We start from the raw sequence: 20,899 nt of genomic DNA on the forward strand, positions 1-20,899 counted from the left end.
GGTCTTCATCTCGTCTATGAAGACTTCTCTACTCCTTTTTTCTCGGCACTGAGGTCTTCATCCCGTCTATGAGGACCTCTCTACTCCTTTTTTCTCGTCACTGAGGTCTTCATCTCGTCTATGAAGACTTCTCTACTCCTTTTTTCTCGGCACTGAGGTCTTCATCTCGTCTATGAAGACTTCTCTACTCCTTTTTTCTCGGCACTGAGGTCTTCATCTCGTCTATGAGGACCTCTCTACTCCTTTTTTCTCGTCACTGAGGTCTTCATCACAAGAATCAAGAAATACCCTACCGAATATCGTTCCATAAATTCTATAATTCCCCAGACAACAAAAAGAAGGAGAGAGCAGGGTAGGCTCTCTCCTCTTCCAAAATTGGCTCCTTGGATGAAGGGGTTTTCATAGATTATATTAACAAAAGTTTGTAAAGTGACTATGAAAGACGTGTAAAGCTATTGTAAATCTTCATTTTCTTTAGACAACTTCACCGTAAAGGCAGTCCCTTTATTCAATTCACTCGTAACAGAAATACTGCCATGATGGGCTTCCACGATATGCTTTACAATAGCAAGACCTAACCCGGTTCCACCTGAATTCCGACTTCGTGCCTTATCCACCCGGTAAAACCGCTCAAAAATCCTTGGTATCTCATGCTGCTCCATACCAATACCAGTATCGGATACAACAATGATTACCTCTTTCTCTACCTCTTCCACCTTCACCTTAACTTCTCCACCGGCTGATGTATAAGCGATGGCATTGTTAATAAGATTAATGAAAACCTGTTTAATCCTAGAGGTATCAGCAAATAAATACAGCTGTTTTTTAGGTTGCGATAAAACAAGATTTATTTCTTTTTCTCTTGCCTTTCCTTCCAATATTACAAAGATTTCTTCCAACAGATCGTTGATTTCCACATACTCAGGGTTTAGTCTAAAACCTTGTTTCTCTATTTTAGAAAGGTCCAGCAAATCTTCAATAAGTGACTGCAGTCTGTCGCTTTCTTTTAGAATGATGGATAAGAAATACTGCAATGTATCTTTATCATTCATCGCTCCATCCAACAATGTTTCTGAAAACCCTTTGATAGATGTGATTGGGGTTTTTAACTCATGAGATACATTAGCAACAAAATCTTTTCTCATTTGCTCAAGCTTCTTTAATTCTGTAATGTCATGGAACACAAGGACAATGCCTTTCCACTCATCATTGATGCCGATGATCGGTGCTCCATACACTTCAAAGTGTCTGCGTTCAATCTTCAAAGGAAGCAAGATTTGCTTTCGCAAACTCACCTCGGTCATAAAGATCTCTTCAATCAACGAGACAACTTCTTTCTGCTCTATGGCTTCATAATATAGCCTATAAAGATATTCTGCAGGATCTGCATCAAATGTATCTTTATAGGCACGGTTGATGAGATTTACGTAGCCTCGACCATCAATTAATATCAATCCACTTCCCATGCTCTCAATAAGAGTCCGGAGACGATCCTGCTGCATTTCTTGCGCTTTGGTCATATCCTGAAGGTTTCGTGCCAATATGTTAATGGACTGACTTAACATTCCTGTTTCATCAACATGTTCCTCAAATGTCCTAGCTTTATAGTTTCCTTTGGCAAGCTCCGTTGCCACTTTGGTGGCAGCTTCAATCGGCCTGGTGTATTGAGATGTAATCCTTACCCCAAGAAGCAAAATAACCACAAACGCTGCACCAAGGCTTGCAATTAATAATCCCCAAATTTGTTGATTGACTCTTTGGAGAGAATCTATTGGGGTACTTAGCATGACATATCCATCTTTAGATCCGTTTCTTGTAATGGAGTTTCCGTAATAATACATTTCATCATTCTGCTCATAGAAAATCCTGTCACGGTTCTTGTTGTTTTTAACCGCATCTTTTATAATCTCCTCTTGAGATTCTATCCCAGATACAGTCGGCCCAGTAGTCTCATATAACACCGTGCCATCCTTATCGGTAATGCTGACCCTTGCTGCTAAAGTGTTGCTAACATCATTGAGATGTTTTTGCAGTATAGGTGTCACACTGGTCTCCTCTTCCACCAGCATCGTTACCAGTTCTGTTTCTTTGATGAGCCTCTGATTAAAGGTATTTAAATAAAAGCTTTTAAAGAGCTGACCAAGCAAAAGCCCTAGGCACACAAGCACCACGATGATTAAGGTGATAAGTGCAAAGAGCAGTCTTGAGCGGAACCTATTCATGTAATTTCTGTTCCTCCAGCTTATAACCTAGCCCTCTAATTGTCTTTATATATGTAGGTTTTTTCGTATCCGTCTCTATTTTTTCCCTTAAGTGACTAATATGAACATCCACAATCCGAGTGTCTCCGGCAAAATCATAATTCCACACCGCGCTCAACAGTTGATCGCGAGTCAACACTCTTCCCTTATTCTTAGATAAGTAGACCAAAAGCTCAAATTCCTTTGGCGTAAGTTCTAATCGTTCATCACGAAAATAGGCTTCATAGTGCTCAGGCAGTATTTTTACATCTCCGATTACAATCTTTTCCGAAGTGTCCTCTTCTACTTTCTGCGCCTCCGTGTTACCTGACATCTGCTGCATTCTGCGGAGGATAGCCTTTACTCTAGCTACGACTTCTCTTGGACTGAAGGGTTTGGTCATATAATCATCAGCACCTAACTCTAGTCCCAACACCTTATCAAACTCATCATCCTTTGCGGTAAGCATGAGGATTGGTGTATGAACTTTGTGCTGTCTTAACTCTTTGCACACTTCTATTCCATCTTTCTTAGGAAGCATAAGATCGAGAACGATCATATCAAATCGTTCTTCCATTGCCTTATTCAGACCTTCTTCTCCATCCATTGCAACGGAAACATCGTAACCTGCTTGCTGTAAATTATACTGTAACAATGTTACGATTGATTGTTCATCATCTACTATAAGAATTTTTTTATTCATTCTTTTCCTCCACCAAACTGTTTTGGAAAACCCATTTTGTTGTTCATCCAACTACCAATTGTTTTTTCTTTATCATTACTTTTCCATTTTACACGTATTCATTATTCATCACAATAAAGAAAAGCTTTCCATTAAGGACGTCATCGTAAGATTTAGTTTTCAAAAATAAAAAAGAGCCTAAGCTCTTTTTTAGAAGTTTTCCATCGCACTGCTCTCCATCGGTTCAAGACGATGAGGAGGACAAACTGTGATGGAGCCTTTTGCAACAGTATGATTTTCTTCATTGGTACCATGAACACTCATTACGATGCAATGGTCTTTTTCGTTGATTTCCACCACTTCAAAAAGAAATTGAACACTACCATAGTGGAAGACTGGTTTTGGAAAAGTAATTTCTTGGTGTACAACATGACTTCCTGGTCCAGGTAAATACTTGGATACGGCTGAAGTAATAATCCCAGTTAACATGATGCTAGGTACGATTGGTTTTTTAAATGGTGTTTGGGACGCGTAGTCGTGCTGAATATAGAGTGGGTTCGCATCATTCGTTAACCCTAGGTATAATAATAGGTCTTTGTCTTCTATTTTTTCGGTTAGCTCAAGCTTTTCTCCCACTTGAATTTCTGCGAGTTTTCTTCCGAGTTTTCTCTTTTTGCCTAGTAACATACATACACCCCCTGATGATGTTGGAAAATACCCCTTGTTTCTTGTAAACGTTTACAATAGTGTTTTTAAAATAAGGGGATATAACCCCCTTATTAGTTACATTTTTGCAGGTGAGATATCCTGCTATACACCGCTGGTGATTTCCGCCTAGGGCTTCGCTTTCCTAGGGGCGCTGCTGGAGCCTCCTCGGCAAGCCTGCGGGGTCTCCAGCTAGCACTATCTCCCTAAGGAGTCTTCGCCCTAAGCTCCAATCACCAGCTAGAAGTTCTTAATACTTTCTACATTTTCTTTAAAGTTTTAGGATAGGACGTTCATGACGTTTTTGACGGATTCGACGGATTTGGAGAGTGCTGCTTTTTCATCTTCTGTTAGTTCTAGTTCGATGATTTTTTCGATGCCTCCAGCACCAAGGATTGTTGGTACTCCAAGGTAGATTCCGTCGTGTCCATATTCTCCTTCAAGATAGGCGATGGAAGGTAGGATGCGGCGTTGATCTTTCAGTATCGCTTCTACCATTTCCACCATCGATGCTGCAGGAGCATAATAGGCACTACCATTGCCAAGCAGGTTGACGATTTCCCCGCCGCCTTTTCTTGTTCTTTCCACAATCGCATCTAGGCGATCTTTAGGAAGTAGTGTTTCTAGCGGGATTCCACCTGCGTAAGAGTAGCGAACAAGCGGCACCATGTCATCTCCATGACCTCCGAGAACGAAGCCAGTAACATCTTTCACAGAAAGATTAAGTTCCTGTGACACAAATGTGCGGAAACGAGCTGTATCTAGCACGCCTGATTGACCGATAACGCGGTTTTTCGGGAAGCCGGACTCTTTGAACACCGTGTATGTCATGGCATCTACTGGATTGGTCAACACGATGATATAGCAATCAGGAGAATGTTTTACCACTTCTCTTGTTACGCTTTTCATGATGTTTTGGTTTGTGGTTACCAGATCATCACGGCTCATACCTGGTTTGCGGGCGATTCCTGCTGTAATGACAACGATATCGGAATTGGCTGTATCTTCATAGTTGGATGTTCCTGTAATGTTTGCATCAAATCCTTGAACTGGACCTGCTTCTAACATGTCTAAAGCTTTCCCTTTAGTAGGGTTCTCCATTTGTGGGATATCTACTAGTACAACGTCTGCGAGTTCTTTTTGTGCTAGTAAGAATGCTGTTGTTGCGCCTGTGAAGCCTCCACCGATTACCGATACCTTTTTACGTCTCATTGTCATATTCATTCCTCCCTAACCCTTTAATGTCTTCCTAACACCGCTGTGGATTTCCGCAAATGGCTTCGCTTTCCTAGGGGCACTGCTGGAGCCTCCTCGGCTTTCGCCTGCGGGGTCTCCACCTAGCGCTAGCTCCCTCAGGAGTCTTCGCCCTGTGCTCCAATTCCCAGCTAGTGTACTGCTTTATTTTCAAAAAGCAAAAACCCATCGAGAGTTTTTGCTTTTTTTGAAATTACATGTTTTTGATTAGTTCGTCACCAAACTCGGAGCATTTTACTTCTGTTGCGCCGTCCATTAGACGTGCAAAGTCGTAAGTTACTACTTTAGAAGCGATGGATTTTTCCATAGCATCTACTACAAGTTTAGCAGCTTCTGTCCAGCCAAGGTGCTCAAGCATTAATACACCGGAAAGGATAACAGAAGATGGGTTTACTTTATCAAGACCAGCATATTTCGGAGCAGTACCATGTGTAGCTTCGAAAATTGCGTGACCAGTTTCATAGTTAATGTTTGCTCCAGGAGCGATTCCGATTCCACCTACTTGAGCAGCAAGTGCATCAGAGATGTAGTCACCGTTCAGGTTCATTGTTGCAACAACATCGAACTCTTTTGGACGAGTAAGAATTTGTTGTAAGAAGATATCAGCGATAGAATCCTTTACTAGGATTTTGCCTTCTGCTTCTGCAGCTTCTTGCGCTTTGTTTGCAGCATCTTTGCCTTCCGCTTCCGCGATACGGTCATATTGTGCCCAAGTGAATACTTTATCGCCGAATTCTTTCTCAGCTAGCTCGTAACCCCAGTTTTTGAAAGCACCCTCAGTGAACTTCATGATGTTTCCTTTGTGTACTAGTGTTACAGATTTGCGGCCATGCTCGATTGCATAATTGATTGCACCACGAACAAGACGGGAAGTACCTTCTTCAGATACCGGCTTGATTCCGATACCGGAAGTTTCAGGGAAACGGATTTTGTTAACTCCCATTTCCGTTTGAAGGAAGTTGATTAGTTTTTCTACTTCCTCAGAGCCTTTCGCATACTCGATTCCAGCATAGATATCTTCTGTATTCTCACGGAAAATAACCATGTCAGTATCTTCTGGACGTTTAATAGGAGAAGGAACTCCTTGGAAATAACGAACAGGACGTAAGCATGTGAAAAGGTCCAACTCTTGACGTAATGCAACGTTAAGAGAACGGATTCCGCCACCGACTGGAGTAGTCAGAGGTCCTTTGATTGCAATTATGTACTCACGGATATCATCAAGTGTTTGACTTGGCAACCATTCACCAGTTTGGTTGAATGCTTTTTCTCCAGCCAATACTTCTTTCCAAACAATTTCCTTTTCACCATTATATGCTTTTTCAACAGCTGCTTCTAAAACACGGGATGCTGATGCCCAAATGTCAGGACCAATTCCATCTCCCTCAATGAATGGAATAATTGGGTTGTTAGGTACGTTTAGTACGCCATCTGTAACAGTAATTTTTGTTCCTTGTGTCAAAGTAAAAACCTCCTAAGAAATATGATGACATTAGATGTTTGGGAAAGGGATTTCCCCTCCCCTTTATTATAGCAAAAATTCAATCAATGTATCTTGTTGTAGCGTGAAGTTCCCTTAGCTACGTTTTTCAAGTGGTACATAGTCCTGCTTGCCAGGGCCAGTATAATCTGCACGCGGGCGAATTAGACGGTTGTTGGAATATTGCTCAAGAATATGCGCCAACCAACCGGATACACGGCTCACAGCAAAAATTGGTGTGAATAAGTCGTGATCGATTCCTAAAGAATGGTACACAGACGCACTGTAGAAATCAACGTTTGGTGGAAGTGGCTTCTCGGAAGTCACGATTTCTTCCACTTTCACGGACATTTCATACCATTTAGGTTGTCCTGTCAGATGAGTAAGTTTCTCTGACATTTCACGCAAATGTTTCGCACGAGGATCTCCCTGACGATATACACGGTGACCAAAGCCCATGATTTTTTCTTTATTTGCAAGCTTTTCACGGATATAGCTTTCCGCGTTTTCTACTTCTCCTATTTCAGAAAGCATCTTCATAACCGCTTCGTTTGCTCCTCCGTGCAATGGGCCTTTTAACGCTCCGATTGCAGCAGTAACACCAGAGTAAACATCAGATAATGTCGCTACACATACACGTGCAGTGAAAGTAGATGCATTTAATTCATGATCAGCATGAAGAACTAATGCTTTATTAAATGCTTCAATCGCAACCTCAGATGGCTCATCTCCAGTTAACATGTATAAAAAGTTAGCTGCCATTCCTAGGTCAGTTCTAGGAGCAATCGGGTCTAACCCTTTACGGATTCTTGAGAACGCTGTCACAATTGTCGGCATTTTTGCTTGCAGGCGAACTGCTTTGTGATAATTTACTTCAGGATCCATGTTATCTGCTTCTGCATCGTAAAGACCTAATAGTGATACTGCCGTACGTAAAGCAGCCATAGGGTGAACTTTATCAATTGGATAAGTTTTAAAGTGATTGATGACTTCATCCGGAAGTGCAGCATTTTCAGCTAATTCTTTCTTCAGTGAAGCCAACTCTTCCTTGTTAGGCAATTTCTGATGCCATAAAAGATAGATTACCTCTTCGAAGCTAGCATGGTCTGCTAAGTCATCAATGTTGTAGCCAACATACGTTAGTGTGTCATCAATAATGGAACTGATAGCGGAAGTTGTTGCTACAATTCCTTCAAGACCTTTAGTTGTTGTCATTTCAAACCTCTCCTTTATGTGAAAATTTCTTCAAATCCTTATCTACCATTGTCCACCCGAACGCTTGCTCACCATAATGATAAAAATTAATGATCTGTATAAATATTAAGAGTAATTCATTAATTCAGAATCTAGCAAACTAAGAAAATGCTTACATTTCCATTCATAAAAATATGCGCCATATCCACTATGTTCATGGGTGTGCGCGCATTTTCGGCGAACAATGTTTCTCTTGCTAAGTAGGAAGGAAGTGTCCTTGTCCCTATTATAAACAATTATCTGACTTTTGTGAATGAAAAGAACGAAAGTCCTGCAAAAAATATTATCACGAAAAAATAATTTGTGAAAAATCCCCTATGTGAAATACTCCACTACCTTCATCGCAAGATAAGCTATTCCTGCACCAATCAACGGGCCTACAGCCACTCCATTAAACAAGGAAACCGCAAGAATCGTACCAAAGACCAATGCTGTTGTAATATGCGGATCATTGGCAAGCAATGTTAACCCGCTTTTTGCAATTAGAGCCACAGCTATACCAGCTCCGAGCGCCACCCATGCATAGGAAGACTTCAACGCTTCTTGTAATTGCTTGAATCCTATATCTCCTGTAGCAATCGGAACTAAAACTGCAATGGTTATGATCGTGACACCCCAATTAATTCCTTTGGACTGTAGATAGGGGAATACTTTATTGTCCAGACCAATAACTTTAATAACAAGCAATACTGCCACAGCAAACATCAATGATGGATTCTTAGCAATAAAGCCGATTAATAGAAGTATTAGTAAGAACACGGTAGCTTGACTTATCATTCTGTTTCATCCTTCCAAAACCAGACCCTTTTTCCATACTACCATAATAAAATACGAAAGAAAAAGAATTGAAACCGTACAGAATTTTCCTAATTTTTAAATATAAAACTATGAAAACAATAAGTCAGGTTGTAAAATATGAAGTAAGGGAATTCCGGTACTCATAAGGGGTGTTATGCTTGAATTGGAATTATGTACATATCGTTTTTCGTCTCCTTCTTGTGCTTCTCATCATCACGATCGGTCTTGTTTCATTTTTTCATCTCTTCTCCATTGCCTATCCTTTCATCATCGCATTAGTTCTAGCTTTCTTAATTAACCCGCTCGTTAATTTACTAGAAAAGAACGGAAAACTTCCAAGAAGTTTAGCCGTTTTCCTCTCCATCATGGCTTTGTTCGCAACGGTTGTAGGTGTCGTCACATTATTAATTGTTGAGATTGTTTCTGGAACTGAGTATTTGGCTAAAGTAGTGCCGGGACATTTTGAAACGTTGGTTGTCTATATGGAGCAGTTTGTCGTAACTAAAATACTTCCTTTGTTCCAGCAGGTTAGTACCATGTTTCATAGTTTGGAGGAGGATCAGCAACAATCTCTATTGACAAATATTGAAGATATTGGCGGAACGGTTGCCAGCACAGTCGGTGAGTTCATCCAATCCTTTTTAACCAATCTTCCAAAACTCATCACATGGATTCCAAGTGTTGCCACAGTCTTGATTTTTTCCTTATTGGCAACTTTTTTCATCAGCAAGGATTGGTACAAGCTTAAAGGAAGACTGAAGAAAATCACTCCAATTAAAGCGCAAGGAAGTCTTACAAAAGTTTTTGTAAGCTTAAAGAAGGCCTTCTTCGGTTTCATGCGGGCACAGGCCACGCTAATTTCGATCACTACCATCATTGTATTAATTGGATTATTAATATTACGGGTTGAATACGCCATTACCGTTGCCTTAATCATCGGATTGGTAGACTTGATCCCGTATCTTGGAACTGGGCTCATTTTTGTTCCGTGGATTATCTTTTTAGCTATTAGTGGGAATTTACCATTAGCTATTGGACTTGGAGTCCTTTATTTAATTGTCATCGTGCAGCGGCAACTTATGGAACCAAAGATATTATCATCCAGTATCGGCCTTGATCCTTTGGCGACATTAGTAAGTTTATTTGTAGGTTTCCAATTGATAGGCTTCCTTGGCCTGATTGTCGGGCCTGTGACAGTAGTCATTTTTAACACCCTTTGGAATGCAGGCGTGATAAAAGATATCTATCTATTCATAGTCGGTAAGAATAGGGTGGTTTAATTTTTGTTGTAAGGTTAACTACCGCTGTTCCTTTTCGCTAATGGCGTCGCTTTCCGCGGACGGTGCTTGACCCTCCTCACTTCGTTGCGGGGTCTCAATCTACCGTTACTTCCCCGCTGGAGTCTTTGCCATTTGCTCCATTACTAGAAAATATGCTAATAACAAAGAACTCAATTAGAGATCAACAGGTTCTGATACTTGTCACAAAAAGAAGCTGCATAAAAAATTTACAAAAAACTAAATTACAGGGCATATCACATTTAAAATCATGACATTTTCCACATCAAAAAGGCTTAGAGAGTTTTCCCCTCTAAGCCCTTTTACTTTATTATATTTTTCAACAACTCCAATATAGCTTAGGTATCAGGTATTTGAAACCTTTCTTTTTTTAAACGATAGTACAATTGCCATAACAAACAAAATTAAAGAAATGAGAATTGTTGTTCCTGAACCAATAGGTGTAGAAATTCCTAGAATTATTATTATGATTCCGAATATAATTAAGCTCGTAACCAATATTATTCCTCCTTCTTCAAATTTGCTTTATATCGTCGTGCAGTTTCACTTCTAATTCTACAATCGCTCCCAGATTATTTATTATTACTGTAAATCACTCTCATATTCAAAAGTCTTTCATGCCATAATAGGTCCATTCTTTAAGAAGTTAACTAGTAATTTCTAACTGTTAAACCATTTAAGAATGCTTCAAAATTAGGAGCTAATTCTATAATCTGTTCATCATCAACATCAATGAAAATAACAGGTGGTTCAATTTTGTTTTTTCTATAATCAAATGCGATCCAAGAATGTCCATCCCCAGAGATTAGTACAACATTCTTGGGCAAACCCCATTCTTGAATTAAATACTCACTTTCTAAAATTCCTTTCTCCTTATCCAGTCCTATCCCAAATATATGGTCAACATTAACATGGTCATCAGCCCATGACGTTGGTTTATTTGTAGGGTGTGAATTGAATTTTATATAACCACCATTTTGTTGTTTTAAGATATTTATGTAGGAATTCGGTAACCTTACTTTTAATTTTTCTTCAGCTTTTTTTAAAGTCTCATCTGTTAAGGGTTTTAATTTGCCATAATCATTATCCTCTTCCCAAATACTTCTCACACTAAAGTCCTCCTTGAAAATTTAATTGGTTACCTTCTATCATTTTACAATTTAAGATTAAATCGTATCATAACGATAAAAAATATTACGAGCGGTGATCCTTATTACAGGAAACTCCTAGATTGTTGAATATAGAATTTGTTATTTTAAGTATCCACCTTACCTCCAAATTTATCTATTTACTAAAGTTAAAGAATTTGCAACCTTAATCAACTCTTCTTGTGAATACAGTTCCTTTCCTTCTTGATGAGTAAAAACAATGATGCTATAGTTTAATCCTTCGTCGTTTAGAGTTAAAGTTTGTTTGTTATTGACGTATGAATATAACCCTTCTCTACCACCACTTAAAACTATTTGTTCTGCACTTAAATGATTTGAATTTCTATTGTTAGGTGGTGTCATTTCTATAAAGATAAGTTCCTCGGAATAACCACCAATTCCAATTGATAAAGCAAAATCATTGGTTTTGGCATCTGCTAATCTTTCAGGCAACTCTTCTATAATTTGAATGTAGTCATACACCCTTACTTCCTTTACATCATAAGGTAAATAAGTCGGTAGTTTAAAATCATATGGAAATTCTTCAATACCCTTTAAATTATGGACTATTGGGTGTTGGGAAACTTCCTGATTACAACCTGATAATATAAATACCAAGGCTATTATTATTTTTATTCGCATAAATACCCCCTAAGAAACCTTTTTCTTCCAAAACCCTTCCCAACTGCTTAATTCCAATTATTTCATAATCTAAAAATTCCTACAATATGAAATTCTTTTGGCCACGACAAAAATGGCGCGGATCCTTGTTCCTGGATCGCGCCTATAATTGTATACCCTTATTCTAAAAGATCGTTAAATAGTTGCTCTGTTGTAAGTATTGTAGCAAATTCATCATCATTGTTATTGTAAAGACCTACTCTTCCTCATATTGATAATGTCCTTTAGCAAGAAAACCAAGGAAATAGATTTTTAATTATACAGTCTAAGAAAGAACAAAATAGTGGGCTAACTTCCATATACTAAAACAAACTTTTAAAGGTTTTGATGTCATTCAAACTCTTCTTCTGTTAAATCCATATTAACAGTCATAGCAGTACGGCTCCCATCAGCTGCTGCAAAAACCACTTGAGATGGTTTTACATAAGAAGCATCTCCAGCAGAATACAAACCAGGTATTGAGGTTCTACCAAATTCATCTGTTTTGATCCCACCAGACTTTGTCATTTCATACCTCAGTTGTTCTCTGAACGGTGCGCTTTGAATAAATTGTGGCATTACAAAGCCACCAGCTCTTGCAGTATGCGTTCCATCAGTAAAGCGAACATATTCCAATCGACTGTTTTGCCCGATAAAGGCTAAAATGGGTTTCTCTATCACAGTAATCCCTTTTGATTGCAGTTGCTTTTTTTGCACTTCCGATAAGAGTGAAAGACCATTTGTACAAACAATCAAATCTTTACTCCAATTGAAGAGAAGTTTTGCCGTATGGAAGATAGACGGATTTTCGGAAATAACGAAAATCGGCTGATCTTGCAGTTCCCATCCATCACAATAAGGACAATTAAACAAACTTTTTCCATATAACGAATCAAAGCCCTCGATGGGAGGAAAAATTTCTTTTAACCCTGTTGCCACAATTAATTTTTTTGTCTGAATACGAATTCCTGATCTATCAAATACATCAAATCCCAAAGCTGTTCTGTTGACTGTGACTATCTCAGTTTGTAGATGATTGACAGAAGGATAATTCAACAATTCTTTATAAGCAATACGACGAAATTCGGTCGGTGATATACCATCTCTTGTAATAAACCCGTGAGAAGCATGTGCAACAGAATTTCTAGGCTGATTATTATCAATCAATGCTACACTTCGTCTGGCTCTCCCTAGTACAAGGGCTGCATTCAAACCTGTTGGGCCTCCACCAATAATTGCACATTCATAAATCATAAACTGCACCACCTAAATAGATAATATAGATGTATTATATCTGTAATTAAACATAAGATTCCGCTTTTGATGAATTAATGGTATTTAGATTGTTGATGCTCTTAAGAGTGTAGAAAGATTCATCATTCTTCCATAAAGCATGTTATACTCCCATTTGCTTTTGAGCTATGTCCACTAAATTTATTTCTTTTAAATGTTTCTTCATCTTCTCTTCTGCTACTTTCATTTCAGCTTGAATTAAGCATTCATCTCCATGAACAAAATCACATTCAAATAAGGAAGCTGTACCTTCTATGGCGTGAATGATATCTAAAAATGTAATATCATCTTTTAGACGAGATAATCGATAACCTCCATGAGCTCCAGAAATTGATTCAATTAATCCTGCTTTTACGAGCTTGGTTAAAATTTTGGACAAATAAGTTGTTGAAACACCTTGGGATTCTGCCAGTTTCTGGACACCTATAGGCTCAATCGAAGAAGCACTAACGAGAGAAAGCATGGTGTGTAAAGCATAATTAGTCGCTTTTGAAAATTTCATGTTAACACCTCTATTATAGATTTATTATATCTACAATATCCTTAAATATATTTATCTGTCAAGACTACTGCATCCTAAATAAAAATGTAGAAGAACAAATCTTCACAATTTTGACCCTATATTTTAGTATAAATCTTCAATCTGGCCCGTTAATGAGGCTCACGGACAGCCCGCAGGCAAGCGAAGAGCCTGGAACGGAAATCAACTAAGCATAACCAATACACAAAAAAGGCTGACCAGAGCGGACAGCCTTTTTCATGTATTCCTATTTAAACAAATCAGCAATAGACTGAAACAGGTTACGGAAAAAGTCTTGAACTCCCTGCCAGAAACCTTCATTTCCGACTACTTCGTCAATTTTATTCTTTATGTCCGTAGAAATTTGCTCTAGTTGATTTTTTACACTATCAAAGTTGATATTCAACTCACGCATTTTTTCAAAGAGATCAATCAATAGCTGTCGGTCTTCTTCACTTAATTCAATATTCAACTTAGCTAATTGTTCTTCTACAATTTGTTCAACATCTTCTCTTGTTGCAGGGTTTTGCTCGGCAATCTGCTTTTTGATTTCCGTCAGTAACTCACTGACTTTTTCACTATCCATGCCTTCTTCTTCTGCAAGCTTAGTTGCAATGGACAATTCTTCGTTTGCCACTTCCATACGGTCTTTATTAAGTGCTTCTCCGCTTACTTCATAAGCTTTGTATATTCCCACAAGTGCAGAATGACCACTAACCTTAACAGGAGATGCAACGATTACTTCTGCATCCTCAATTCCTGCAGTCAATAGGGCATTTGCATACATATCATCTGTTACTTGTGTGATGTTTTCTGGAGTGGCTCTTGTAATTACAAGCCCTTCTCCTTTTTCTTTTCTCGTAATTTTAGCAGAAGAAAACATGCGGGCATTTCTGTCTTCTCCCTCGATATAGGTAACAAGGTCTTCACCAGTTACTGTGATTTCCTCGACCATTTCAGGGTTCTTCACATTTAGATGCTCGCGCACTTCCTGTTTTTGGTCATCATTCAAGGTACCGCCGTATACGACAATAGGAAGACCGAACTTTTCGTTAATGCTCTCCTCTTCATCTTCCCCGCCAGCAGCTTGTACAACATTTGATAATGTAAGGCCAGATAAAACCAAGGTCAACACTAGCAACCATTTTAACCAATGTTTCATTACATTTCCCCCAAACTAATATGATCAATTGCTCTCTCTTTATCTTCTATTAATAACAATAAATTGCCCGCGATCCATTCTGTTTCTAATTGCTCGCATGATGGACGGTTTAATCAAATTCCTTGTCGGTGGCAAAAGCAAAGCAAAACCGATTGCATCGGTGATAAATCCAGGAGTTAACAGAACAACACCACCAACTAAAATACATAAACCGTCGATAATCACATCACCAGGCATCTGGCCGCTGTTCATTTTTTGCTGAGCACTTCTAAGAGCGGAAACACCCTGATATTTTGCAAGCCACGCTCCCAAAACTCCAGTAAGGATAATCAATATGATTGTAGGAATCGCCCCAATCAGCTTACCGGCTGTAATAAGAAGCCAAATTTCCAATGCTGGTACAACTATAATCAACGCTAATAAAATTCTAAACATAATAGGACAACCTCATTTCTAGTAAAAACAAGCTACCAATCAATTATAGCAAATGTGAAAGAATTACTCTAATATAAACAAACCCCTCTCCCAGCATATGCCAGAAAGAGGGGTTTATGTCCTATATTATAATACGTTTGCGTGACCTGTATAAATAGTACCGCGGGAAGAATCAACCGTGATTTCTTGACCGTCTTCTAGAATAGATGTAGCTCCTTCTACTCCAACGATGACAGGAATGCCTAGGCTTAACCCTACTACAGCAGCGTGACTTGTTAGACCGCCTTCTTCTGTGATAAGCGCAGATGCTTTTTCTAATGAAGGCATCATATCTTTATCAGTACCAGTTGTTACGAAAATAGCACCGTGTGTCATTTTTTCAGCAGCTTCTTCTGCAGTTTTTGCAACAACGACTTTTCCGTAAGCAGATTTTCTGCCAATGCCTTGTCCGCTTGCAAGAACGTCACCAACTACATGGATCTTCATCAAGTTTGTTGTACCTTTTTCTCCAACCGGAACACCTGCTGTAATAACAATTAGGTCTCCGTGAGAAACGATGCCAGTGTTTAATGATTCTTCAACTGCTACTTCTAGCATTTCATCTGTTGAAGTTGCTTGACGACCGATGCGAGGGTAAACACCCCATACAAGCGCAAGTTTACGGGATACCGCTTCACAAGAAGTAACTGCAACAATCGGTGCTTTTGGACGGTACTTGGAAATCATGCGTGCAGTATGTCCACTTTCAGTTGGCGTCACGATTGCAGAAACATCCAAGCTGATTGCCGTGTAAGCAACAGATTGTCCGATGGAATCTGTTACTGTAAGCGCAGCTTGCTTGCTGTGCTTTGTAAGGATCTCACCGTATGCTAAAGCTTGTTCTGCTCGGGAAGCGATGTTGTGCATTGTTTGAACAGCTTCGATAGGATAAGATCCAGCTGCTGTTTCACCAGAAAGCATGATTGCATCTGTTCCATCAAAGATTGCGTTCGCTACGTCACTTGCTTCTGCGCGAGTTGGACGCGGGTTGCGTTGCATGGAATCAAGCATTTGGGTTGCTGTGATGACAGGTTTACCAGCAAGATTACATTTTTTGATAAGGTCCTTCTGTACAAGAGGTACCTCTTCTGCAGGAATTTCCACACCAAGGTCTCCACGAGCCACCATCAAGCCGTCAGATACTTCCAAGATTTCGTTGATATTGTCAACACCCTCTTGGTTTTCAATTTTAGGGATGATTTGAATGTCTGTAGCATTATGTGCTTCCAGTAACTCACGAATTTCAAGAACGTCAGACGCACGACGTACGAAAGATGCTGCAATGAAATCAACACCTTGCTCAATACCAAAACGAATGTCGTTAGCATCTTTTTCTGTGATTCCAGGAAGGTTCACTTTTACACCAGGAACGTTTACACCTTTTTTATTTTTTAATGTACCGGAGTTCAGGATTTTTGTTCTGATTTCGTTGTTTCCTACTTCAAGAACTTCTAATCCGATAAGACCATCATCCAAAAGAATGCGGGAACCTGGATGTACATCTTCCATTAGTCCAGGGTACGTAATGGAGAACTTATCAGTAGTACCAATTACTTCTTCCATGGAGATGATAATTTCATTTCCTTGTACTAATTCAATCGCACCATCTTGCATCGTATGCGTTCTGATTTCCGGACCTTTTGTATCTAAAAGAATTGCTACATTTTTCCCTGTGCGTTCTACCGCTTCCCGAATATTACGGATACGAGCTCCATGCTCTTCATAGTCACCATGTGAAAAGTTCAGACGGGTAACATTCATCCCTGCTTCCATCAGCTGAATTAACGTTTCGACACTTTCACTAGCTGGTCCAATCGTACAAACAATCTTGGTTTTTTTCATGTAAAATTTCCTCCTAGTTATATACCGTTCTTTTCAATCGTCCTTTTATATTATAAAGCAATAGAGTGGCATTACACCAACGATAGCCTCAGTAACCTGGTAATGAAAACGATTCCAATGTGCTTATCATATTAAATGGATAGCTCTTTAGAAAGGTCGTACATCTTCTCATCGATTGTGTGTGTTTTAGAAAGTGCTTCAATGATATCATGGTCAACCAGCTCATTACTTTGGATTCCCACACATCTGCCGCCTTTACCTTCCATAAGTAGTTCCACTGCACGTGCACCTAATCGACTTGCCAAAACTCTATCAAATGCCGTTGGTGATCCACCGCGTTGGATGTGACCAAGTACACTTACTCTTGTTTCGAAATTTGTCTCGTCTTCGATTCTCTTTCCGAACTCCACTCCGCTGCCTACTCCTTCAGCAACGACGATGATACTATGCTTTTTCCCTCGCTCCGTTCCGCGTTTCAGTCTTGCAATTACTTCTTGCATATCATCCTTCGCTTCAGGGATAAGAATGGTTTCCGCCCCGCCTGCGAGACCTGCCCAAAGTGCAATATCTCCTGCATGGCGTCCCATTACTTCAATCACGTATGTACGCTCATGGGATGTGGCAGTATCACGAATTTTATCTATGGAATCGATAACTGTATTTAGTGCCGTATCAAATCCAATTGTAAAATCAGTGCCTGGGATGTCGTTATCAATTGTACCTGGCACACCAATACATGGATAGCCGTGTTCCGTCAACTTTTTAGCACCTTGATAAGAACCGTCCCCACCAATTACAACTAATGCTTCAATACCATGCTTTTTCAGGTTTTCAATTCCCTTAAGCTGACCTTCTATTGTTTTAAATTCTTCACATCTCGCAGAATATAACATGGTTCCACCTCGATGGATGATATCACCAACAGAACCTATTTCAAGCTTTTTGATATCTCCATCAATCAATCCAGCATATCCACGAAAGATTCCGAATACCTCGATATCATGAAAAATAGCCTTTCTTACTACTGCACGGACCGCAGCATTCATTCCTGGTGCATCTCCACCACTTGTCAGAACGCCTATTCGTTTCATTCTATTTTCACCTCTTGAGCTAATTTACCTATAAACGTATACCCAAACATATATTTTATTAGAAGAATGAGTATCATGTAAAGCCTCTTTATTCAAAATTAACATGAAGGTATGTCGAAAACAACTGAAAATTGTCAATGAAAAGTTTTGGATGCGCTGTCATTTTCCATTGTTGACATTTTGGTCAATTTTATTATGTATATCTGTATATTCTATAGGTATTCACAAACTTTTAGCTCTTCCATTAAGATACCCAGCTTATTCCTTCCTATCCAAAAGAAAACAGGAGGAAAATAACCTATTCCCTCCTGCTGAAAATTCTTTTGTGTTGTATATGGAATATCTAAGAATATCTACTGGTTGATTTTTTCAGGCTTAAGTTGCTCTTTAAACGAGAATGCACCAATTCGTTTATATTTTGCATAGCGGTGTTCGATTAATTCTTCTGCAGTCAGTGGCATGAGATCTTGAAGGGACTCTTTCAATATCTCTTTAATTCCTTTTGCTTGAACATCTACATTTTTGTGGGCACCGCCCTTAGCTTCTGGAATAATTTTATCAATGATTCCTAAATCGTGCAGATCAGGTGCAGTAATCCTCATAGATTCTGCTGCTTTCTTTGCGAGACTGGCATCTTTCCAAAGAATAGCGGCCGCTCCTTCTGGTGAAATAACAGAATAAGTAGAGTTCTCAAGCATGTGTACATGATTCCCCACACCAAGTGCAAGGGCTCCGCCGCTACCTCCTTCACCGATGACAATACAAATAACCGGCACTTTCAAACCTGCCATTTCAAACAGGTTTTTGGCAATGGCTTCACTTTGTCCACGCTCTTCCGCAGCTTTTCCAGGGTAAGCACCCTTCGTATCAATGAAACACACGATTGGACGATTAAATTTTTCAGCTTGATACATCAATCTTAGTGCTTTGCGATATCCTTCCGGGTGCGGCATACCGAAGTTTCTGCGGATGTTTTCTTTCGTATCCTTTCCACGCTGATGCCCGATGATGGTGATAGGCACGCCGTCAAATTTTCCAATTCCACCTACAATTGCTTCATCATCGCCATAGTATCGGTCTCCATGTAATTCTAGAAAGTTCGTAAAAACACGTTCAATATAATCCAACGTGGTGGGGCGTTCGGGATGTCTGGCTATTTGGACGCGATCCCACGGACTTAAGTTTCCATAGATATCTGATTCTAGTTTTTCTAGTCTTACTTCCAGTTTCTCAATTTCACTAGTAAGATCCATGTCGCTATTTTTTGTGAACTCTTTTAATTCACCTATTTTCTTGCGAAGTTCTACAACCGGTTTTTCGAATTCCATTTCTCCTACCATCTCGTCTCCCCTCCTCCCTGGTGTATATCTAATACATTTGTTAAGGTTTCTTTTAACTCAAGACGAGGAATAACGGCATCTAATTGACCACATTTCAATAAAAATTCCGCCGTTTGAAAGTCTTCCGGAAGATCCTCCCGAATGGTTTGCTCAATGATACGTCTACCTGCAAACCCAATTAAAGCTTTCGGTTCTGCAAAATTATAATCTCCTAATGATGCAAAACTTGCAGATACACCACCAGTAGTTGGATGAGTCATCACCGAAATGATCAACCCGCCACTTTCACTATGAAGTTTTAGGGCACTACTAGTTTTCGCCATTTGCATCAAACTTAAAACACCTTCCTGCATTCTTGCACCACCAGAAGCAGTGAAAATAAGGAATGGCACTCTCTTCTCTTTTGCCTTTTCAATGGCACGGGTGATTTTTTCACCCACTACCGATCCCATGCTTCCCATACGGAAAGTAGAATCCATTACAGCAACGACAAGCGGGAAACTATTAATCGTCCCCTCACCAGTTACAACCGCCTCATTAATTCCGGTTTTCTTCCGGTCACCTTCTAGTTTCTCCAAATAGTTTGGAAAATTTAGAGGGTTTTCAGAAACCATATCCACATCATATGCGGTAAAGCTGCCTTTATCCAATAAGCTTTGAATTCTTTCTTTTGCATTCATAGGATGATGATGGCCACAGTGTAGACAGACCTTCAGATTCTTCATTAACTCTTTTGTATACATTATTTTTTTACAGCTTGGACATTTGGTCATAATTCCTTCTGGTACATCTTGATTTGCTTGTTCCGATGGAATGGATGCATATTTTTTCTTCTTTGTGAACAAATCCTTCAACAAAACAACAGAACCTCCCTTTAATCCAGAAACTTGTTACTTAGTTTTGGTATTTGGTACTAATAACAGGTCAAAATATAGGTAAGTAAGGCTGTTAACATTATTTCAATAAACAAATTCCTTTACTTACCTTTATACTCATACTGTTAATGTAACGGAAACTCCACGATGGATGTTGTAGATTCTTGTCTACTTTTTATCGACAATTTCCGTAAAATGTTTTTCATATAGCTTTATCACTTGTTCCGCTTGCTTCTCTCTCATCGCCTCTAGTAACTCTTCCAAAACACCACTCTCTATCATATTATCCTTTGAGATAATCTGTGCATAACTATTGACAAGCGTCCAAATTCTTAGCATCAAACTGTTGTCTACTATCGTCACAATCCCTTTGAAAAGTTCTGTCCTAGATATGGGAGCTGAAAGCATTTCTCTCAGTTTCTCATGATCTTTTACGGAAGCTTTTTGCATAAATAGCTGGATGCATGATTTTTCTATCTCCAGTTTGGTTTCTATTAAATCATTTTTGGTCTTATCCTGCTCCAAAATGAACGTACCTAATAGCTCTACCAGGTGGTGTTCTTTGAAATCTTTAATAAATGTTCCTTCTCCACGTCTTGTCTCGATAAGGCCCAAGAGCTCCAGTGCCCGAAGTGCTTCTCGAACAGAAGACCGTCCGACATTTAATCTGTCGGACAGTTCACGCTCGGAAGGAATCTTGTCGCCTGCTTTCAAGCCGTCTGCTACAATGATGGCCCGAATTTTTTTGACGATCTCTAGATACATTTTCGTAGGTGTTGTCAT

The 20,899-nt window shown here is 39.4% G+C and carries 19 protein-coding genes; 1 reads left to right on the forward strand and 18 read right to left on the reverse strand.

The annotated features are described in order from the left end of the window. Positions 1–452: 452 nt before the first annotated feature. From pnpS to FZC76_RS08905, 7 genes are all read right to left on the reverse strand, one after another. Positions 453–2,222 (reverse strand): two-component system histidine kinase PnpS, encoded by a 1,770-nt coding sequence (gene pnpS, locus FZC76_RS08875; RefSeq protein WP_148987863.1) that lies wholly within the window; start codon positions 2,220–2,222, stop codon positions 453–455. Then, positions 2,215–2,943, reverse strand: coding sequence for a response regulator transcription factor (locus tag FZC76_RS08880; RefSeq protein ID WP_148987864.1), 729 nt, complete (start codon positions 2,941–2,943; stop codon positions 2,215–2,217). The genes pnpS and FZC76_RS08880 overlap by 8 nt, the downstream gene beginning before the upstream one ends. 189 nt (positions 2,944–3,132) lie before the next feature. Further along, the gene (locus FZC76_RS08885; RefSeq protein WP_148987865.1) at positions 3,133–3,609 is read right to left on the reverse strand and encodes a MaoC/PaaZ C-terminal domain-containing protein; all 477 of its coding nucleotides are present in this window, start codon (positions 3,607–3,609) and stop codon (positions 3,133–3,135) included. Positions 3,610–3,906: 297 nt separating this feature from the next. Continuing rightward, positions 3,907–4,845: a malate dehydrogenase gene (gene mdh / locus FZC76_RS08890; protein WP_060664807.1), complete on the reverse strand. Its 939-nt coding sequence runs from the start codon at positions 4,843–4,845 to the stop codon at positions 3,907–3,909. Between the two features lie 229 nt (positions 4,846–5,074). Further along, entirely contained in the window at positions 5,075–6,343 is a 1,269-nt protein-coding gene (gene icd, locus FZC76_RS08895; RefSeq protein WP_060664806.1) for an NADP-dependent isocitrate dehydrogenase, read from the reverse strand. Positions 6,344–6,457: 114 nt separating this feature from the next. After that, on the reverse strand, positions 6,458–7,576 hold the full coding sequence (citZ, locus tag FZC76_RS08900) for a citrate synthase (protein ID WP_148987866.1): 1,119 nt from the start codon (positions 7,574–7,576) through the stop codon (positions 6,458–6,460). Between the two features lie 354 nt (positions 7,577–7,930). After that, a complete protein-coding gene (locus tag FZC76_RS08905; protein WP_060664804.1) occupies positions 7,931–8,392 on the reverse strand; it encodes a DUF441 domain-containing protein in 462 nt (153 codons plus the stop codon). A 179-nt stretch (positions 8,393–8,571) separates the two neighbouring features. On the opposite strand from FZC76_RS08905, the gene ytvI reads away from it, so the two are divergent. Continuing rightward, positions 8,572–9,693 carry a sporulation integral membrane protein YtvI gene (gene ytvI, locus FZC76_RS08910; RefSeq protein ID WP_148987867.1) on the forward strand — a complete coding sequence of 374 codons (1,122 nt, stop codon included), beginning with the start codon at positions 8,572–8,574 and terminating at the stop codon, positions 9,691–9,693. Between the two features lie 668 nt (positions 9,694–10,361). Here ytvI and FZC76_RS08915 read toward each other — a convergent pair. The 11 genes from FZC76_RS08915 to FZC76_RS08965 form a co-directional block, all read right to left on the reverse strand. Next, complete coding sequence (locus FZC76_RS08915) at positions 10,362–10,820, reverse strand: SMI1/KNR4 family protein (protein ID WP_148987868.1); 459 nt, start codon at positions 10,818–10,820, stop codon at positions 10,362–10,364. A gap of 171 nt (positions 10,821–10,991) precedes the next feature. Beyond that, positions 10,992–11,501 carry a hypothetical protein gene (locus FZC76_RS08920; protein WP_148987869.1) on the reverse strand — a complete coding sequence of 170 codons (510 nt, stop codon included), beginning with the start codon at positions 11,499–11,501 and terminating at the stop codon, positions 10,992–10,994. A gap of 369 nt (positions 11,502–11,870) precedes the next feature. Then, the gene (locus FZC76_RS08925; protein ID WP_148987870.1) at positions 11,871–12,773 is read right to left on the reverse strand and encodes an NAD(P)/FAD-dependent oxidoreductase; all 903 of its coding nucleotides are present in this window, start codon (positions 12,771–12,773) and stop codon (positions 11,871–11,873) included. 142 nt (positions 12,774–12,915) lie between these two features. Next, positions 12,916–13,314, reverse strand: coding sequence for an Rrf2 family transcriptional regulator (locus FZC76_RS08930; protein ID WP_148987871.1), 399 nt, complete (start codon positions 13,312–13,314; stop codon positions 12,916–12,918). A 265-nt stretch (positions 13,315–13,579) separates the two neighbouring features. Then, positions 13,580–14,494 carry a DUF1002 domain-containing protein gene (locus tag FZC76_RS08935; protein ID WP_148987872.1) on the reverse strand — a complete coding sequence of 305 codons (915 nt, stop codon included), beginning with the start codon at positions 14,492–14,494 and terminating at the stop codon, positions 13,580–13,582. Between the two features lie 39 nt (positions 14,495–14,533). Then, the gene (locus FZC76_RS08940; RefSeq protein ID WP_010195639.1) at positions 14,534–14,929 is read right to left on the reverse strand and encodes an FxsA family protein; all 396 of its coding nucleotides are present in this window, start codon (positions 14,927–14,929) and stop codon (positions 14,534–14,536) included. Positions 14,930–15,055: 126 nt separating this feature from the next. Beyond that, positions 15,056–16,810 (reverse strand): pyruvate kinase, encoded by a 1,755-nt coding sequence (gene pyk / locus FZC76_RS08945; protein ID WP_148987873.1) that lies wholly within the window; start codon positions 16,808–16,810, stop codon positions 15,056–15,058. Between the two features lie 131 nt (positions 16,811–16,941). Next, complete coding sequence (gene pfkA / locus FZC76_RS08950; protein ID WP_148987874.1) at positions 16,942–17,901, reverse strand: 6-phosphofructokinase; 960 nt, start codon at positions 17,899–17,901, stop codon at positions 16,942–16,944. Between the two features lie 353 nt (positions 17,902–18,254). After that, the gene (accA, locus tag FZC76_RS08955; RefSeq protein ID WP_148987875.1) at positions 18,255–19,241 is read right to left on the reverse strand and encodes an acetyl-CoA carboxylase carboxyl transferase subunit alpha; all 987 of its coding nucleotides are present in this window, start codon (positions 19,239–19,241) and stop codon (positions 18,255–18,257) included. Continuing rightward, positions 19,235–20,098, reverse strand: a complete 864-nt coding sequence (gene accD / locus FZC76_RS08960; RefSeq protein ID WP_148987876.1) for an acetyl-CoA carboxylase, carboxyltransferase subunit beta — start codon at positions 20,096–20,098, stop codon at positions 19,235–19,237. Before accD ends, accA begins: the two co-directional genes overlap by 7 nt. A 186-nt stretch (positions 20,099–20,284) precedes the next feature. After that, positions 20,285–20,899: a FadR/GntR family transcriptional regulator gene (locus FZC76_RS08965; RefSeq protein WP_148987877.1), complete on the reverse strand. Its 615-nt coding sequence runs from the start codon at positions 20,897–20,899 to the stop codon at positions 20,285–20,287.

It is taken from the genome of Sutcliffiella horikoshii, assembly GCF_008180725.1.
GTDB lineage: Bacteria > Bacillota > Bacilli > Bacillales > Bacillaceae_I > Sutcliffiella_A > Sutcliffiella_A horikoshii_B.

Coding starts and splice junctions, on each gene's coding strand:
- pnpS (WP_148987863.1), bottom strand. CDS start 2,222: ATGAATAGGTTCCGCTCAAGACTGCTCTTTGCACTTATCACCTTAATC.
- FZC76_RS08880 (WP_148987864.1), bottom strand. CDS start 2,943: ATGAATAAAAAAATTCTTATAGTAGATGATGAACAATCAATCGTAACA.
- FZC76_RS08885 (WP_148987865.1), bottom strand. CDS start 3,609: ATGTTACTAGGCAAAAAGAGAAAACTCGGAAGAAAACTCGCAGAAATT.
- mdh (WP_060664807.1), bottom strand. CDS start 4,845: ATGACAATGAGACGTAAAAAGGTATCGGTAATCGGTGGAGGCTTCACA.
- citZ (WP_148987866.1), bottom strand. CDS start 7,576: ATGACAACAACTAAAGGTCTTGAAGGAATTGTAGCAACAACTTCCGCT.
- FZC76_RS08905 (WP_060664804.1), bottom strand. CDS start 8,392: ATGATAAGTCAAGCTACCGTGTTCTTACTAATACTTCTATTAATCGGC.
- FZC76_RS08920 (WP_148987869.1), bottom strand. CDS start 11,501: ATGCGAATAAAAATAATAATAGCCTTGGTATTTATATTATCAGGTTGT.
- FZC76_RS08925 (WP_148987870.1), bottom strand. CDS start 12,773: ATGATTTATGAATGTGCAATTATTGGTGGAGGCCCAACAGGTTTGAAT.
- FZC76_RS08930 (WP_148987871.1), bottom strand. CDS start 13,314: ATGAAATTTTCAAAAGCGACTAATTATGCTTTACACACCATGCTTTCT.
- FZC76_RS08935 (WP_148987872.1), bottom strand. CDS start 14,494: ATGAAACATTGGTTAAAATGGTTGCTAGTGTTGACCTTGGTTTTATCT.
- FZC76_RS08940 (WP_010195639.1), bottom strand. CDS start 14,929: ATGTTTAGAATTTTATTAGCGTTGATTATAGTTGTACCAGCATTGGAA.
- pyk (WP_148987873.1), bottom strand. CDS start 16,810: ATGAAAAAAACCAAGATTGTTTGTACGATTGGACCAGCTAGTGAAAGT.
- pfkA (WP_148987874.1), bottom strand. CDS start 17,901: ATGAAACGAATAGGCGTTCTGACAAGTGGTGGAGATGCACCAGGAATG.
- accA (WP_148987875.1), bottom strand. CDS start 19,241: ATGGTAGGAGAAATGGAATTCGAAAAACCGGTTGTAGAACTTCGCAAG.
- FZC76_RS08965 (WP_148987877.1), bottom strand. CDS start 20,899: ATGACAACACCTACGAAAATGTATCTAGAGATCGTCAAAAAAATTCGG.